The 16,881-nt window shown below is 48.4% G+C and carries 11 protein-coding genes; 8 read left to right on the forward strand and 3 right to left on the reverse strand.

The features are described from left to right. The first annotated feature begins 273 nt into the window (after positions 1-273). The 6 genes from dpaL to GHC22_RS05790 all read left to right on the forward strand — a co-directional run bounded on the left by dpaL (position 274) and on the right by GHC22_RS05790 (position 10,270). Positions 274-1,488, forward strand: a complete 1,215-nt coding sequence (dpaL, locus tag GHC22_RS05765) for a diaminopropionate ammonia-lyase (RefSeq protein ID WP_153753957.1) — start codon at positions 274-276, stop codon at positions 1,486-1,488. Between the two features lie 32 nt (positions 1,489-1,520). Beyond that, positions 1,521-2,705 (forward strand): YgeY family selenium metabolism-linked hydrolase, encoded by a 1,185-nt coding sequence (locus GHC22_RS05770; protein WP_153752426.1) that lies wholly within the window; start codon positions 1,521-1,523, stop codon positions 2,703-2,705. Positions 2,706-2,772: 67 nt separating this feature from the next. Next, the gene (locus tag GHC22_RS05775) at positions 2,773-4,365 is read left to right on the forward strand and encodes an amidohydrolase family protein (RefSeq protein WP_008785573.1); all 1,593 of its coding nucleotides are present in this window, start codon (positions 2,773-2,775) and stop codon (positions 4,363-4,365) included. 78 nt (positions 4,366-4,443) lie between these two features. Continuing rightward, positions 4,444-5,730, forward strand: coding sequence for an MFS transporter (locus GHC22_RS05780; protein WP_153752428.1), 1,287 nt, complete (start codon positions 4,444-4,446; stop codon positions 5,728-5,730). A 678-nt stretch (positions 5,731-6,408) separates the two neighbouring features. Further along, complete coding sequence (evgA, locus tag GHC22_RS05785; protein WP_008785570.1) at positions 6,409-7,023, forward strand: acid-sensing system DNA-binding response regulator EvgA; 615 nt, start codon at positions 6,409-6,411, stop codon at positions 7,021-7,023. Positions 7,024-7,027: 4 nt separating this feature from the next. Then, the gene (locus GHC22_RS05790; RefSeq protein WP_153752430.1) at positions 7,028-10,270 is read left to right on the forward strand and encodes a transporter substrate-binding domain-containing protein; all 3,243 of its coding nucleotides are present in this window, start codon (positions 7,028-7,030) and stop codon (positions 10,268-10,270) included. A 74-nt stretch (positions 10,271-10,344) separates the two neighbouring features. On the opposite strand, the gene GHC22_RS05795 is transcribed toward GHC22_RS05790, so the two are convergent. Further along, entirely contained in the window at positions 10,345-10,977 is a 633-nt protein-coding gene (locus GHC22_RS05795) for a YfdX family protein (RefSeq protein WP_003826081.1), read from the reverse strand. Between the two features lie 281 nt (positions 10,978-11,258). Here GHC22_RS05795 and GHC22_RS05800 point away from each other — a divergent pair, with 281 nt between their 5' ends. Further along, the gene (locus GHC22_RS05800) at positions 11,259-11,855 is read left to right on the forward strand and encodes a DUF308 domain-containing protein (RefSeq protein WP_003826082.1); all 597 of its coding nucleotides are present in this window, start codon (positions 11,259-11,261) and stop codon (positions 11,853-11,855) included. Next, the gene (locus tag GHC22_RS05805; protein ID WP_020996283.1) at positions 11,855-12,202 is read left to right on the forward strand and encodes an HdeA/HdeB family chaperone; all 348 of its coding nucleotides are present in this window, start codon (positions 11,855-11,857) and stop codon (positions 12,200-12,202) included. Before GHC22_RS05800 ends, GHC22_RS05805 begins: the two co-directional genes overlap by 1 nt. Positions 12,203-12,410: 208 nt before the next feature. Here the strand turns inward: GHC22_RS05805 and GHC22_RS05810 are convergent, their stop codons facing one another. Then, positions 12,411-15,527 carry an efflux RND transporter permease subunit gene (locus GHC22_RS05810; protein ID WP_079934250.1) on the reverse strand — a complete coding sequence of 1,039 codons (3,117 nt, stop codon included), beginning with the start codon at positions 15,525-15,527 and terminating at the stop codon, positions 12,411-12,413. A gap of 28 nt (positions 15,528-15,555) precedes the next feature. Then, positions 15,556-16,710: an efflux RND transporter periplasmic adaptor subunit gene (locus tag GHC22_RS05815; RefSeq protein WP_153752432.1), complete on the reverse strand. Its 1,155-nt coding sequence runs from the start codon at positions 16,708-16,710 to the stop codon at positions 15,556-15,558. Positions 16,711-16,881: the final 171 nt, after the last annotated feature.

Below are 16,881 nucleotides of genomic sequence, written 5' to 3' on the forward strand. Positions count from 1 at the left end.
TTTCTTATTTTATCTTCAGCGATCACACTATTTATCAATAATGAGAATTTATCAAAATGAGGCGATAAACTGACGCAGTGATATTTTTTGGTGTCAATTTTTATTTCTATTTAATTTATTGAAATTAAAGCCTTTATTAAAATATTCATAAGAATTTACTCGGTTAATAAAAAGCTGGTAAGCATTTTGCTCTATTGCCAATACCGATAACGGAAATATCTCTGTATTGCACCGATTACAGGGAATGAAATACCAGGACAATGAGGTTTTATGATGCAGGAAAACTTATCATTTTTTATTAACCAGACACCGTTTACCGAACATCCGAACGCGCCGTTGGCACCGTTTAGCCGCCAGGAACTGGTAAAAGCGTTGAATTTTCATCGGTCTATTCCGGGTTACGCGCCGACGCCGCTGTATACGCTACCGGCGCTTTCACAAAAACTGGGCGTAAAAAATATCTACCTCAAAGATGAATCTCAGCGTTTTGGCCTGAAAGCCTTTAAAGCGCTGGGTGGCTCCTATGCGATGGCGTGCCATATCGCTGAATTAGTTGGTAAGGATATCAGCGAACTGCCGTTTGACGTGATGACCAGCGAAGAGGTACGCCACGATCTGCAAACCGTCACGTTTGCCACCACTACTGATGGCAACCACGGTCGCGGCGTGGCATGGATGGCGCGCCAACTGAAGCAAAACGCCGTGGTGTATATGCCGAAGGGCTCTTCGCAGCAACGTCTGACCTCTATTCGTAACGAAGGCGCTACCGCTGAGATCGTCGATATGAACTATGACGATGCGGTTCGTATGACCGCAGAACAGGCCGAAAAGTATGGCTGGATTGTGGTGCAGGATACCGCGTGGGAAGGATACGAAAAGATCCCGCAGTGGATTATGCAGGGCTACGGCACGCTAATGCTGGAGGCGATAGATCAGCTGCATCAGGTTGCGCCGACGCACATTTTTGTGCAGGCAGGCGTCGGCTCGTTTGCCGGAATGGTTCAGGGAATGGTGACGGCAGCCTGGGGGGAGAATCGCCCGAAAGTGATCGTCGCCGAAGCGTTAATTGCCGATTGCCTCTACCGCTCAGCCCGTTCGAAAGAGGGAGATGCCATTGCGGTGGGCGGTGATTTACAAACCGTGATGGCCGGTCTCGCCTGCGGTGAGGCGAACAGTATCGGCTGGAAACTGCTGCGCGATTATGCCAACGCATTTGCCTCCTGTCCTGATGAAGTTGCAGCGTTGGGCATGCGCATGTTGGGCAACCCGCTGGCAGGCGATCCACAGATTATTTCGGGTGAGTCAGGTGCGGTTACTACCGGTCTGCTGACGCTGCTGATGACCTCGCCTGAACTGGCGCAAACGCGTGAGCAACTGGGGCTGGATGCGCACTCTCGTGTGTTGTTAGTCAGCACCGAAGGGGATACCGACCCGCAACAATATCTGGATATTGTCTGGGGCGGTCAGTACCCGGGCATCAACAAATAATTCCCTGATTGAGAGATATAACGGAGAAACCCATGTTATCTGCAAACCGCATTGAAGAAGTCATTAAAAACTGTCAGGCGCTGATCCAACAAAAAAGTTATTCCGGTCAGGAAGGGGAAGTGGTTAATGCCATAAAAACAATGATGCAGCATTACCAATTCGATGACATCCACGTTGATAAGTACGGCAACATTGTTGGCGGCATTGTCGGCACCCAGCCGGGGAAAACGCTGGTTCTCGATGGACATATCGATACCGTGCCGGTGAACGAAGAGAAGTGGTCCCGCAATCCATACGGCGGCGATATTGAAGATGGCAAAATTTATGGTCGCGGCACAACAGACATGAAAGGCGCCGTGGCGGCGATGATCTCCGCCGTGGGCTTTTTCGGTCAGGACAATCAGCGAAATTTTGCCGGGAAAATCTACGTTGCGTGCATTGTGCACGAAGAGTGTTTTGAAGGTATTGCTGCCCGCCTGGTCAGCGAGCGCTATAAGCCAGACTACGTAATCATCGGTGAAGCTTCCGAGTTAAACCTGAAAATTGGTCAGCGTGGTCGCGCTGAGATTGTGGTCGAAACCTTTGGTAAGCCCGCGCACTCCGCTAACCCACAGACGGGGATTAACGCGGTGTACAAAATGGCGCAATTGATCGACAAAATTCGTACGATCATGCCGCCAACGCATCCGGTTCTGGGGCCTGGCATTCTGGAACTGACCGACATTAAATCTTCGCCGTACCCGGGAGCCTCGGTGGTACCGGATTACTGTCGCGCAACCTACGATCGCCGTTTGCTGGTGGGTGAAACCAAAGAAAGCGTGATTGCTCCGTTGGAAAATGCGCTTGCCGAACTTATTGCTCAGGATCCGCAGTTTAAGGCCCGAGTGTCCTACGCGGTGGGTCAGGAGTCTTGCTATACCGGCGCCACGATTGAGGGAGAGCGTTTCTTCCCTGGCTGGGTGTACGACGAGTCAGACGAATTCGTGCAGGCAGCGTTGGCGGGCGTTCGCGAGGCTGGCTTTAATCCAACCATTACGCAGTACTCATTTTGTACCAACGGTAGCCACTATGCGGGCGAAGCGGGAATCAAAACCATCGGCTTCGGTCCTTCACGAGAAAACCTGGCACACACCATTGACGAGTATATCGAGATCGATCAGTTAACCGGCTCGGCCAGCGGCTATTACAGCATCATCCAGACACTCTATCGCCAATAAAAATAAAGATAACCACCTCTTACCTTACAGGCGGTGTCGCTCAGCAGCACCGCCATGGAGAATAACGATGAAAACCATTTTCAAAAACGGAAATGTAATCGATGGGACGGGCAGTGAAGGCAGAATTGCCGATGTGATGGTTGATGAAGGACGTATTGTCGAAATCGGTCAAATTGAGGTTGGCATCAATGAACAGGTAATTGATGCAACAGGAAAAATTATTTGCCCTGGCTTTATTGATACCCATACGCACTCTGACCTGTCGGCCATTATTAACCCCGCGCTGTCGGCAAAAATTCGTCAGGGTATCACCACCGAACTGTTGGGCCAGGATGGCGTCGCCTTAGCACCGCTACCTGAAGAATATATTCCAGCCTGGCGTAAAAATATCGCCGGGCTGGACGGTGACACCGACAAAATTGACTGGAAGTATAAAAATACAGACGGTTATCTCAATCTGCTGGCATCACGTCATCCGGCGACAAACCTCGCGTATTTAGTTCCTCATGGCAACGTGCGCATGGAAGCGATGGGTCTGGATGGGCGTCCTTCGACCCGTGAAGATGTGGCGAAGATGTGTGAAGTCCTTGAGCGAGAGCTAAAGGCTGGGGCATTTGGACTTTCCACAGGACTTATCTATATGCCTTGCGCCTTTGGTGATACTGCCGAAATGATTGAACTGTGTAAGGTCACGGCGAAATATGACGGGATCTTTGTGGTGCATCAGCGCAGTGAAGCTGACGATATTATCAACTCAACCCAGGAACTGATTGATATCGCCAAAGCCACTGGCGTCTGGCTACATATTTCGCATATGAAGGTTTGCGGCAAGAAAAACTGGGGGCTGATCGACCAGATGCTGGGCATGCTGGAACAGGCGCAGGAAGAGGGAATTCGTATCTCTTTCGACCAGTATCCGTATGTGGCGGGCAGTACGATGCTTGGCGTGATCCTGCCGCCCTGGGTTCACTCCGGCGGTACGGACAAATTACTTGAGCGTCTCGCCTCGCCCGAACTGCGCGCCAAAATGATTGATGATATTCAGCAGGGTATTCCTGGCTGGGATAACTTTATCGATTTTGCCGGCTTGGACCAGATTTTTGTCACCAGCGTGAAAACGGCAAAAAATCAGGATGCTGTCGGTTTGAACCTCGTCCAGTTGGGCGAGCTGCGCGGAAAAGATCCGTACAACGCCACCTTCGATCTGCTCTTTGAAGAGGAAAACGCCGTGGGGATGGTCGACTTCTACGGTACCGAAGAGCACGTGATTAAGTTTCTCTGTCGACCTGAGCAAAACGTCTGTACCGACGGCTTAATGGGGGCTGGCAAACCGCACCCGCGCGTGTTTGGCGCATTCCCTCGCGTACTCGGTAAATATGTCCGTGAAGAGGGATGTCTGAGCTGGGAAGCGGCAATCCGCAAGATGACGGGGAAACCTGCTGAAGTATTGGGTTTGCAGGATCGCGGACTGCTGAAGGTGGGTTATGCAGCGGATATTGTGATGTTCGATCCGAACACAATTACGGATAAAGGCACTTTTGTGGAACCCAATCAGTACCCGGAAGGGATTGAAATTGTCATGGTTAATGGGCGCATTGCCTTAATCAATGGCACGGAAAGTTATGCCTGTAGCGGTACGGTTATTAGAAAACAATATTAATAAATAACGCTAAACACGCATGGATCTATCGCGACTATTTATGGCCGCGGTAGATCACTACACCCTAAGGACATCACAATGAACCTACAAACGTCTTTACCTTCAGGTAAACCCAAGACCTGGAAAGCAAGATATACCGTCCTGACCCTGATCTGGCTGGCGTGGCTGCTCTCTTTTCTCGACAGAATGGTGATGAGCGTTTCGCTCCCTTATATTGGCAAAGATTTAAATCTTGATACGACTCAACAAGGTTTAATTATTAGCGCCTTTTTTATTGGTTATGCTGCGTTTCAAATTCCCGGTGGATTACTGGCGGATAAATTTGGCTCGCGCAAAATCATGGCCATTGGTATTGCATGGTGGTCTGTGTTCACCAGCTTAACCGGCGCTGTGCTGACGCTGCCGCTGATGTTAGCAGTACGATTCTTCTTTGGTATCGGTGAGGGATGTTTCCCGTCGGCCTCATGGAAGATGATATCAACCTATTTCCCGTCGAAAGAGCGTGGTCGCGCCACGGCGATTCAGTCAACGGTTAACACCTTAGGCCCAGCGCTGGCGGTAGTTGTGGCGGCAAGTATCATCGGGGCATTTGGCTGGCACATGGTTTTTATCGTGCTGGGTATTCCCGGTCTGTTTATCGCGGCAGGTATCTACTTATTTACACGTGACAACCCGAAAGATCACCCTGCCATTACGCAGCAAGACCTGGCTGAGCTGGCTGCTGACGATCAGGGGAGCCTGCAAAACACCAGTGCTATCGCGTTTAAAGACGTACTCAAAATGCCGGTGCTCTGGCAAATGGCCAGCATCTGGTTTTTGTTTGATATCACCTTCTGGGGTTTTTCAACCTGGCTACCAAGCTATCTGATTACCGTACGAGAGTTTTCTCTGGCAAAGACCGGTGTCATGGCATCCATTCCCTTCCTGTTCGGGGCAGGCGGAACATTATTAGGCGGTTATTGCTCAGACAAATTCAAACCCCAGCGTAAAACGCTGTATGTTGTAACCTCTGTTATTGCCGCGGGATTCCTGTATCTGACTTTCAGCGTGAGCAGTGCAGATATGGCGGTGGTTTATCAGTGTGTCTCAGCCCTGTTCATGTTCTTTGCCATGGCGACGTTCTGGGGCATTCTGATGGATACGATCCCGAGCAACATCATGGGGCGGGCATCCGGTATTGTTAACTTTGGCGGCCAGATGGCGGGGGTTGTATCAGCGCCTATCATCGGCTGGCTTATCCAAAGTAGTGGCGGAAGCTATAACAGCGCCTTTATCTTTATGATTGCTGCACTGTTGTGCTCAGCTGTCGTTACGCTGACAGTCAAAAGCTCGCACGCAGTGGGAGCGTTGCCCAGTAAAGCCTGATTAATGTCTCTCTTGTGGCTCTGTTGTTCCAGAGCCACATTAAGGATGACGGAAATAAGTGATTAAGAGCCTATCCCATTAGGCTCTTAGTGGAAACTCAGGAATCGGTTTGATAGAAATGCAGAGGATCTTTTAATCGTTTTCTCTAAGGAAAACAGTATAGGATTTTGTAAACTACAAAAATGAGATGTTTTGTTATCTCTTTTATCTATAACAGGAAAGGGGTAAAAAACCTTATTTTTAGGGAAGCATTCTGTATAAATGCTCATATGGTTTAATACTTCGCTGTTCAATGGTTTGGCCTTGTTACATATCTCGTTGGCGAATGCGCTGCATTTGCTGCAATTACAACGATATGCAGAATATTCAGTCGAGGTGAGGGAATCATTATTGCCAATATTAAATCCTAGCTTTCCTCGCCGGATATAAGCATCCATTATTCCACTGGCTTCATATTTTAGCAGTAATCCCTCCCGTTCACTCCGCGTTAAAGATGGCGATAATATATAACTCAGCAACAAGGTGGTTCTTTCATTTATGGATGGATATAGATTTAACTTGTTGATCTGTTTCGTCTTAATGATGAAATAGGACGCGATGACAAAGCCAAGGCATCGAGCGGTACTCATCTGCTCTATAGCCATCGCCTCTCTTTATTTATCGGGATTCTTATACGCAATGAACGCGATAATCGTTGACGATCACCCATTGGCTCGCATTGCCATCCGCAACTTACTCGATACCAATGGTATCGCTGTGACCACCGAACTCGACAGTGGAGATCAAGTGGTTCAAACCGTTGAAAAAACCAAACCGGAGCTGTTGATTATCGATGTGGATATTCCGGGTATCAGTGGCATCGAAGTGCTGGAGCAGCTGAGAAAGCGGCACTATGCTGGTGTAATCATTATCATTTCAGCCAAAAATGAATTTTTTTACGGCAAACGTAGCGCCGAATACGGTGCTAACGGATTTGTGAGTAAAAAAGAAGGTATGAATAATATTCTTGCCGCAATTGAAGCAGCAAAAAATGGCTATAGCTATTTTCCCTTTTCCCTTGAGCACTTTACTGGTTCATCCGTCAGCGAGCAGGATAAGCTTGATACGTTGTCGAACCAGGAAATGAGAGTATTGCGTTATATCCTTAATGGCATGGATTACAGCACAATTGCCAGCAAAATGAATATCAGTAATAAAACGGTAAGTACCTATAAAAGCCGGTTGATGGAAAAATTAGATTGTTCATCATTAATGGAAATTTATGATTATGCGCAGAGAAATAAAATAGGATAGAGTAATGCTGGAACGCTTTTTTATTTTTTTGATGGTCATCTTTACCATCGGGTTGTCTACGGGTGTAAGCTCAGCTCGGCAAGTTGAGCTAAAAAGTAACTATAATACCTCAGTGCAAAATATCGGCTTGAACAGGGAAGAAACAAACTGGTTAGCGCATAAAAAAACCTTGGTTGTTGGCACCTGGTTACCGGAAGTCTCCCCCATTGTTTATCAAAATAGCGGTGAATATTATCGGGGTGTCAACGCGGATTACCTTGCGTTAATGCAAAAGAACCTCAATCTAAAAATCATTATAAAGCAGTATGATAATGAGCAAGAGGCGCTGGCCGCGCTCGCCAATAACGATGTTGATACGCTGATAACCCAACTGTCCCGACGCCAGGATGTTGGCGGGAATTTGTTGCGTACTTCGGCATTGTTGACCACGTGGCCGACGCTTGTAACATCGCTAAAAAACACTCTGCTGCCGCTGACCACGAACCATCAGGTTAGCGTCGCGTGTGTGCGGGATTGCCCTTTTCTCGATGTTATCCAGGGGGCTTTTCCTGAGGCTAAAGTCTCATTTTATGACGATGAGTATCAGGCTATGGCGTCGGTAGTGAATGGCGATAACCAATATTATATTGGTAACAATATCACCAGCAGTCATTGTATCTCTCGATACTTCTCACAATCACTGGTTATTACGCACTACTTTGATAAGCAAGAACAATATAATTATTTTGTCGTTAACGAAGATCAGCCTGTATTAAGAAATATTCTTGATGGTTTCATTACGTCAATCAGTAATGAAATTCATATGCAAGTCATGCAGAACTGGCTGAACCGCGGCAACCTTGCCTATCTGAATGCGCCTATTCCTTTCACCGATCAGGAAAAAGCGTGGTTGAAGAAAAAGCATGTTATCCGCATTTTAATCAACCCAGATTACTCGCCCTATACGCTGGTCGATCGCAGTGGTGAGTTACGCGGTATTATTGGTGATTTGCTGAATATTATTCATCTGCAAACGGGGCTCGATTTTGAACCCATTTTAGCTAGCTCCAAAAGTGAGCAGACAAAGCAAATAAGCGGCGAACAGTGGGATATGTATCCCACTATCACGCTAACTCATCAAAACCCGAGCAACTCGGCCTTTAGCGATCCGCTGATGAATGTGGCATTTGTGATGATCACTTCCCGTGAGGAAACCGCCGAATCGCTACTGGAGAAGCCGATACGCATTGCTTTGCCTGCCGGGCATGTGCTGGAAAGCGAGCTGAAGCAACGCTATCCGCAGGCCACCTGGGTGAATGCGGATACTGGCAGTGTTGCGATGGCCATGGTCAAGGAGGGCAGCGTTGATGCGGCAATCGCTACCGAATTGTCGGCAAGATTTATGGTCGATCATTACTACCAGAAAAATATGCACTTTTTTAGGCTTCCAGATATGCCTGGTGCGTCGGTAAGTTTTGCAATCTCTCCCCGCGAGCCGATGTTGAAGTCTGTTATGGATAAAGCGCTACAGGCCATACCGCCACGTGAAATTTTGCAGATGACGGAGAGGTGGTCGAAAATTTCCAATACGCAGGTCGATTTCTGGAGTCGATATAGCAAACAGTTCTATCAACTGGGGATATTCGCGCTGCTGCTGATAGCAATTAGCCTGATCTGGGGGATCTCACTCTCCCGTGAGGTAAATAAAAGGAAACAATCGCAGCGGCTACTGGAAGAGCAGCTTCATCTCAAAGAAGCATTATCTCAAGAACTGGAAAACGAAAAGAATAAAGCGATTGAAGCAACCAAGGCCAAAAGTCGCTTTCTGGCGAGTATGAGCCATGAATTACGTACTCCGGTAAGTTCGATTGTTGGCTTTGTGGAATTACTGTCGAGTTCAGAACTCAGCCCGGCACAGCGAAAAGAGGCGATTGCCCTTACCGGGGCGACGGCCCAGTCATTGCTTGGACTGATCGGTAAGATTCTGGATGTGGATAAGATTGAGTCTGGTAAATACCAGGTTGTTCCTCAATGGACGGATCTCTCGCAGCTCATTGAATTGCAGTGTCACTCTTTCGATGCCTTAGCCAGACAGAAAGGCATTACGCTTGCCTGCGTTAGCCAGTTGCCGGCGAACGAGCGGGTATTTGTCGATCAGCAGGCTTTGCGGCAAATTCTCACCAACCTGGTGGGTAATGCGTTGAAGTTTACCGAGCAGGGCAGCATTCATGTAACGGCCCGTTTGACGCCTGACGGGGAGAATCACGGTACCCTGACCATCGCCATTAGCGACACCGGTTGCGGGATTAGTGAAGATGAGCAGGCGGGGCTGTTTCAGCGTTACGCTCAGGGGCGCTGTGGGCGTCAACAAACCGGTTCTGGACTGGGGTTATTTATCTGCAAAGAACTGGTGACGTTGATGGGTGGGACGCTGGAGTTGATGAGCGTCCCGTTGCAAGGAACCACGTTTACCATAACGCTGCCGGTTGAAACGGCTCGTCAGTCGATTGTATCGGATGGCGATGCGCCCGGTACTCTGTTACCGCTTCCGTGTCTGTCTATTTTGATAGCTGACGATAATCCAACCAATCGCCTGCTGCTCAAGCGACAGTTGAATGCCATTGGCTACAGCGTGGATGAAGCGTGTGATGGGGAGGAAGCAGAAGCCAAACTGGCGAAGAAATCGTACGATCTGCTGATAACTGATGTAAATATGCCGAAAAAAGACGGGTTTGATCTCGCGGCTTCGCTACGTCGTCAACAGCCGAATTTACAAATATGGGGACTGACGGCCAGCGCACTTCCACAGTCACGCGATCGATGCCTGCAAAATGGTATGAACTTGTGCCTGTTCAAGCCTGTGTCGATTCAGACACTGACCCATGAATTGAGTAAAATCGAAACCGGTTATGCGTCTCCTTGTACAATCCGGCATTTGAAATTCAATGTGTTGACGGAAAATACCGGCGGCGATCGCGCACTGATGAACGAGATTCTCGAGACATTTCGCGAGGCAACGCTGAATGATATACAAGCGGCTGAGAAAGCCGTTCTGCAAGATGAACCTCAGCTGTTTTTGCGAGCCCTTCACCGGTTGCATGGCTCGGCGCAAATTCTGGGTATCACTGCGCTACAGAACCTGTGCGAACCTTTCGAATCCAGACGACATGACGATCTTTCTCTGTCAGAACGCGAGGAGGCATTGCAGAAAATTATTGCTGTTATGCGGGAAATTGAGATTGAGATAGACAGTCTGATTAGCCATTAATCCCCCTGATCGGGTAGCTGTAGCTGCCCGATCAGGAGAGAAAGTCCTGGTTCAACACTCCGTAGTGCTGAGTACTACTGGCCTGCGCCGATCATCTCGCTATCGACCACAATGCCATCTTCAGCGCCTTTTAACACAAGGTTTGCTTCATAGTATTTACCGGAAGTCAGCAGTTTTTGCGCGCTGGCAACGGCTTTACGAGTCTGATTCAGAGGCATCAGGTATTGGGTCTGAAGCACGCTGATACCAGCCAGTTGCAGAGTATCCACTGCACCTTTCCAGTCGCCTTTGGCCATTTTGCCATTCGCTGTTTTGATAGCGGATTCTTTGGCCGGAGTCGCAATATAGTCTTCTGACAGCGCGACCGTAGCGTTAATAACCACGTACTGATCGTCAATCATCTTGGCTTTAGGCGCAGCTTTTACAAATTTCGCCCAATCTTTGCTGTCGCCTGCCAGCAGGGAAGCCGCGTCATCGGTTAATTTTTTAGCGCTGTCAGGCTGTCCATGAAACAGGGCCAGACGAGCAAGCTGAATATCACGCATCGCATTTGCGCCTTGCACTGCGACCTGCATAACATCGGCTGCTTCTTTTTGTACATTTGCGGTAGCAGCTTGCGCCGGAGTGGTTGTGGTAGCAGTAGCAGCCATCACTGGTGCTGAACCCATCATGGTTGCAAGCACACCCGCAAGAATAATCTTTTTCATTACTTTCTCCTGAATAAATTTGGTATATGTCACCAAACGCAATAAGCATATTAAATAATGTTAAAGAGAGGAATCAGAGCCAAGATAGAATAATGACCGTTTAATCCTACAAGTGTCAGATGTCTGACATGTGTAGGAATATACGCATAGCGACATTCTCTTGTTCTTATATACGCTTCCTTAGTGGAAGTCTTATTATTCCACTGTAAGTAACATATGTTGAGTGAGTAATAATTCTTGTGTCAACAGGTTACATTGCGTTTATATATAACGGAGGATGTATGTTTGTTTTTAATCAGCGTAGCCTGAGAGCGTTTAATGAAAAAACACTCGTTCATTATAAAAAGCACGCGACGATTATGGCGGTGTTGATGTTGATTTGTGGCATCTGCTGCTTGATTTATCCGATTGCTGCAGGTGTTTATTTAAGCTATGCAACCGGTTTTATGTTCCTGGTATGTGGTTTCTATTCTATTTATAGCCTGTTTAGTTCAGGTAAAAAGCAATTGAAAGCCAAATTTACCTATGCCTTTTTTGCTATCGCGTGGTTACTGCTGGGTTACTGTTTCCTCGTGAATCCTGTGATAGGCATGAATTCACTGGCAATGGTATTTTGCTGCCTGTTTATTCTGGGGGGGATTTTTCGTATCGCCTCTGGGGTCAAACTGTTCCGTAGTCCGGGTTATGGATGGAACATTTTTATTGGTATTTTTGACCTGCTTATTGCCGGCGTATGGCTGAATATGGATCCCGACAGATCGTATGTATTTACCTCAATTTTTATTGGTGTCGAGATGATCTTTAGTTCTTTAGCTTTTATCAGTCTGCGTAGAAATGCGACGCTGGTTAAAACTGATAAGCTCGCCGATAAAAATTAATGCTAACTCTGGAGCGCATAGTGAATATTAAAATGATGGTTTCTGCGGCTATTCTTGTGACCTCTGTTATGGCACCAATGACCCGTGCTTTGGCTACTCAGGCAACGGAAGCTGCGCCACAAGATATGACCTGTAAAGAATTTGTTGATATGAGTCAGCAATACAAGACGGCAATTGCCTTTGTGATTGTTAATAAAAATTCTGACTTTAAAGGCGATGATTATGTTCCCCTGCATGAGGTGGAAACGGAAGCTGTACCGAAAATGGTTAAAATGTGCCATCAGCATCCGAATACAAAACTGGGTGAACTGGCTGTAAATCTGAAAGGTTCCGGTCTGCACTATTGATTAACCGTTTTGATAGCCTGGCTTTAGTTAGAATTGACAACCTCTGTTCCTACCCTCAGTCGTTCCTTATAAAAAATCCGCGTAATGCTTACCCTGCTATCCACGAGAAACTCGCTGGATAGCCGTGCCCGCTAATAACCGTAGACCTGACAAACGAAGCCCCATCCCTGGGAATTTAATAATCTAAACCCAGGGATAGGGCAGGGGATCAACGTCGAGCTTTAAATCGCGCTAACGTATTTTCAACGAGGACAAAGAACACTGGAACAAAATAGATTGCCAGTACCGTCGCGGCCAGCATCCCACCGATAACCCCCGTACCGACGGCATTTTGCGCACCAGAGCCCGCGCCGTTGCTTATTGCCAGTGGAATAACCCCCAGGATGAAGGCCAGTGAGGTCATCAGAATTGGACGTAAGCGCATTTGCGCGGCTTCCACCGCAGCCTCAAGCGGCGTTTTCCCTTCTTTCTGCATAATCTCGACGGCAAACTCGACGATCAGAATGGCGTTTTTAGCCGACAGCCCCATGGTGGTGAGCAGGCCGACCTGGAAATAAACATCATTGCTCAGGCCACGCAGATCGGTAGCCAGTAAAGCGCCGACCACCCCGATTGGCACAACCAGCATCACCGAGAACGGGATCGACCAGCTTTCATACAGTGCCGCCAGCGCCAGAAACACGACGATCAGCGAAATGCCGTACAGCATTGGTGCCTGGTTTGTGGATAGCGCCTCCTGATAAGACAGACCGGTCCAGGCATAGCCGACGCCTGCGGGCAGTTTATTAATCAGCGATGCCATAAATTTCATCGCATCACCGCTGCTTTTCCCTTCAACCGGCTGGCCCAGAATTTCCATTGCGGGTTGACCGTTGTAGCGTTCAAGGCGAGGAGAACCGTAGGTCCACTCGGTGGATGAGTAGGCGGAGAGCGGCGTCATGGAACCGGAGGCGTTACGTACGTACCAGTGGTTGATATTGTCCGGCAACATACGGAACGGCGTATCGGCCTGGACATACACTTTTTTTACGCGCCCCTGGTTCAGGAAATCATTGACATAGCGACTACCAAACGCGGTGGAGATGGTCTGATTAATATCCGATAACGCAACGCCCATAGCTTCAGCCTTTTTGGCGTTGACGTGAATGCGGAACATCGGTGTATCTTCCAGACCGTTCGGACGCACCCCGTCGACCTCACCGGAGGACTGGTTGGCCAAAGCCAGAAGCTGGTTGCGCGCCTGCATCATTTTTTCATGCCCAAGATTACCGTTATCCAGCAGCTCCATATCAAACCCTGATGCGGTGCCCAATTCTGCGACCGCCGGTAAATTGAACGGATAAACGACGGCATTATTAATGGTGCTTAAAGCCATCATTGCCCGGCGAATGATGGCGGTAACCGAGTTTTCTTCGCCAACACGTTCTGACCAGGGCTTCAGGCTGATAAACGCCAGACCGTTGTTTTGTCCCTGGCCGCTGAAACCAAATCCGCCGACGGTGAAAACAGAAGCAACGTTTTTCTGCTCTTTCGTCAGGTAGTAGTCGGTTATTTCCCCGAGCACTTTACTGGTGTTCACCATCGTTGAACCCGAAGGCAATTGTGCCGTGGTCATGAATACCCCCTGATCTTCTTCAGGCAGAAACGAGGTCGGAGTGCGTAAAAACAGCATAATCATGCCCGCGCCAATGACTAAATAGACGACCATATAACGGCCTGTGCGACGTAGCAGTCTACGGGTGCTGTCCGTGTAGTGCTGAGTGCATTTCTCCATGAAGTGATTGAAACGGGTAAACAGAAAATGTGTGTTTTCCTTTTCTCCTTCGTGGGATTTCAACAACATAGCGCAAAGTGCAGGTGTCAGGCTCATTGCCACAAATACCGACAGCAGCATGGAGGAGATTAAGGTGATGGAAAACTGACGGAAAATTTCACCCGTTGCCCCGCTCATAAACGCCATCGGCATAAATACGGCGGATAACACGACGGCAATACCAACCAGCGCCCTCTGGAGCTGGCCCATTGCTTTATGCGTTGCCGCTTTTGGAGACAAGTGCTCTTCAGCAATAATACGTTCTACGTTCTCAACCACCACGATGGCATCATCGACCAACAGCCCTATCGCCAGCACCATGCCAAACATCGTGAGCGTGTTAATTGAAAAACCGGCGACGTCGAGTATTGCAAAGGTTCCGAGGATAACCACCGGAACGGCGATAGTGGGGATAAGCGTCGCACGGAAACTCTGCAAAAACAGATACATGACGAGGAATACCAGAATGATTGCCTCGATCAAAGTATGAAAAACACCCTGAATCGAAATCTCGATAAACGGCGTGGTGTCATAGGGATAAACGGTTTTCATACTGGCCGGAAACCAGGCCGATAATCTGTTCAGCTCTTGTTTGACCGCCTGGGACGTTGCCAGGGCATTGGCACCAGCGGCAAGTTTAATCGCAATCCCGGCGGCGGGTTTGCCGTTGTAACGTGCAACCGTTGCATAATTTTCCGCACCCAGCTCAATGCGCGCGACATCGCGCAGCAGAACCTGAGAACCATCTTGCTGAACTTTAAGGAAGATCTTGCCAAATTCATCGGTCGTTTGCAGACGCGTCTGGACGATTATCGACGCATTTAACTGCTGATCGGCTGACTGAGGCATACCCCCCAACTGCCCGCCAGATATCTGATTATTCTGCACTTTGAGCTGGGTAATGACGTCCTCGGGAGTGAGGTTATACTTGTCGAGCTTTTGTGGATCCAACCAGATGCGCATGGCGTATTGCGAACCGAATAACTGTACGCTCCCCACCCCGGCAGTGCGGCTTAGCGGATCTTTAATGTTCGAGGCTACATAGTCGGCAATATCATATTGGCTCAGGCTGTTATTATCAGAGATAAAACCGGCAACCATTAAGATATTGCTGCTGGATTTATCAACGCTGATCCCTTGCTGTTGTACTTCCTGTGGCAAGGAAGGCATCGCCAGCTGCAGTTTATTCTGTACCTGAACCTGCGCAATATCGGGTGACGTACCCGTTTTGAAGGTCAGGATAATCGAGGCATTACCTGCCGCATCGCTGGTGGATGACATATACATCAGGCCATCAAGACCATTCATATTCTGTTCAATCACCTGGGTGACGGAGTCTTCAACGGTCTTTGCGTCAGCCCCTGGGTAGGCAGCGCTGATGGTAATGGTTGGGGGCGCAATTTGTGGATATTGGGCGACAGGCAGGTTCATTATCGCGATACCGCCCGTAAACATCATGATAATAGCGAGCACCCAGGCGAAAACCGGGCGCTCAATAAAAAAGTTGGCCATGAAGAAAGTGTCCTTAATGCCTGAAATATTACTGTTCAGCTACCGTGTCAGGTGTGTTCAGTTTTGAAGGGAGGACCCGGGCTTTGATTCCCGGACGAATTCTTTGTAATCCGGACACAATGACCCGATCGCCAGGATGTAATCCCGCGGTCACTAACCATTGATTACCAACGGCCTTCACTGCGTTTATTTCACGCAGTTGCACTACGTTTTCCTGGTCAAGGATCAGCGCGGTGGCTTTTCCTTGCTCGTTATGCGTAATTCCTTGCTGGGGGACCATCAACACGTTTTGTTGACTACCTTCATCCAGCAACGCCGTGACATACATACCGGGTAAAATTTCACCTTCAGGATTGGGAAATACGGCGCGCAGGGTTACCGAACCGGTGGTCTCATCAACAGCGGGATCGGAAAACTCAAGCGTACCGGTATGGCGATAGGGCTTGCCGTTTTCCAGCATTAGCTCAACCGGAATTTTGCATTGTTGCTGGGCGATTTGGCCGTTGGCTTTCTCTTCTTTCAGGCGTAAGAAGTCCTGTACTGACTGGGTTAAATCAACATAAATCGGATCTAATCTCTGAACGGTGACCAGCGCGTTTTCCTGATTGGCAGTAACCAGGGCACCCACGGTCACGGAAGATTTGCCGCTAATGCCATCAATGGGCGAGGTAACATTGGCGTATCGAAGATTGATGGTGGCTTGTTCAAGATCCGCTTTAGCGACGGCAACATTGGCTTGCGCTTCATTAAGCTGTGAACGCGTCGTGTCATAGTCCTGGCGGCTGACGTAATTAGATTTTATTAACGCTGACTGCCGATTGAGTGTCAGACGAACATTATTGGCGGTAGCCTGTGCCTTTGCCAACGCGCCTTTGGCTGAGTCCAGTCGTGCCTGCAGCGGGGCAGGATCAATTTGATACAGTGATTCTCCTTTGCTGACTTTATCGCCTTCAACAAAGTTGCGTTTTATGATGATCCCTCCAACCTGAGGACGGATTTCGGCGATCTCGAACGCGAGCGCGCGACCCGGAAGTTCACTTTTAATATTTACTGAGGAGGGCGCTAAGGTAACAACGCCGACCTCGGGCTCCATGGCGGTTTTTACTGCAGGTTTATTATCGCAGGCGGTGATGATGACGCTGCTAAAGAATAATGGTATCAACAGTAAGTATTTTCTGTTCATAGTAATCCCTGAATAATGTGTAAACACAAATGTTCTTTTATTGCATGCAGGGTGGGGGAGTTGTCGGTAAATAACAAAAGATGGTCAGGCATGAGAAGGGTAAAGCCCATTTCTTCGCTAACAAATTAGCGGTTAAAAATTATATGTAACAGGAAGAATGCATGTTAAGCG

The organism is Citrobacter sp. H12-3-2 (assembly GCF_009649895.1).
Classification (GTDB): Bacteria; Pseudomonadota; Gammaproteobacteria; order Enterobacterales; family Enterobacteriaceae; genus Citrobacter; species Citrobacter portucalensis.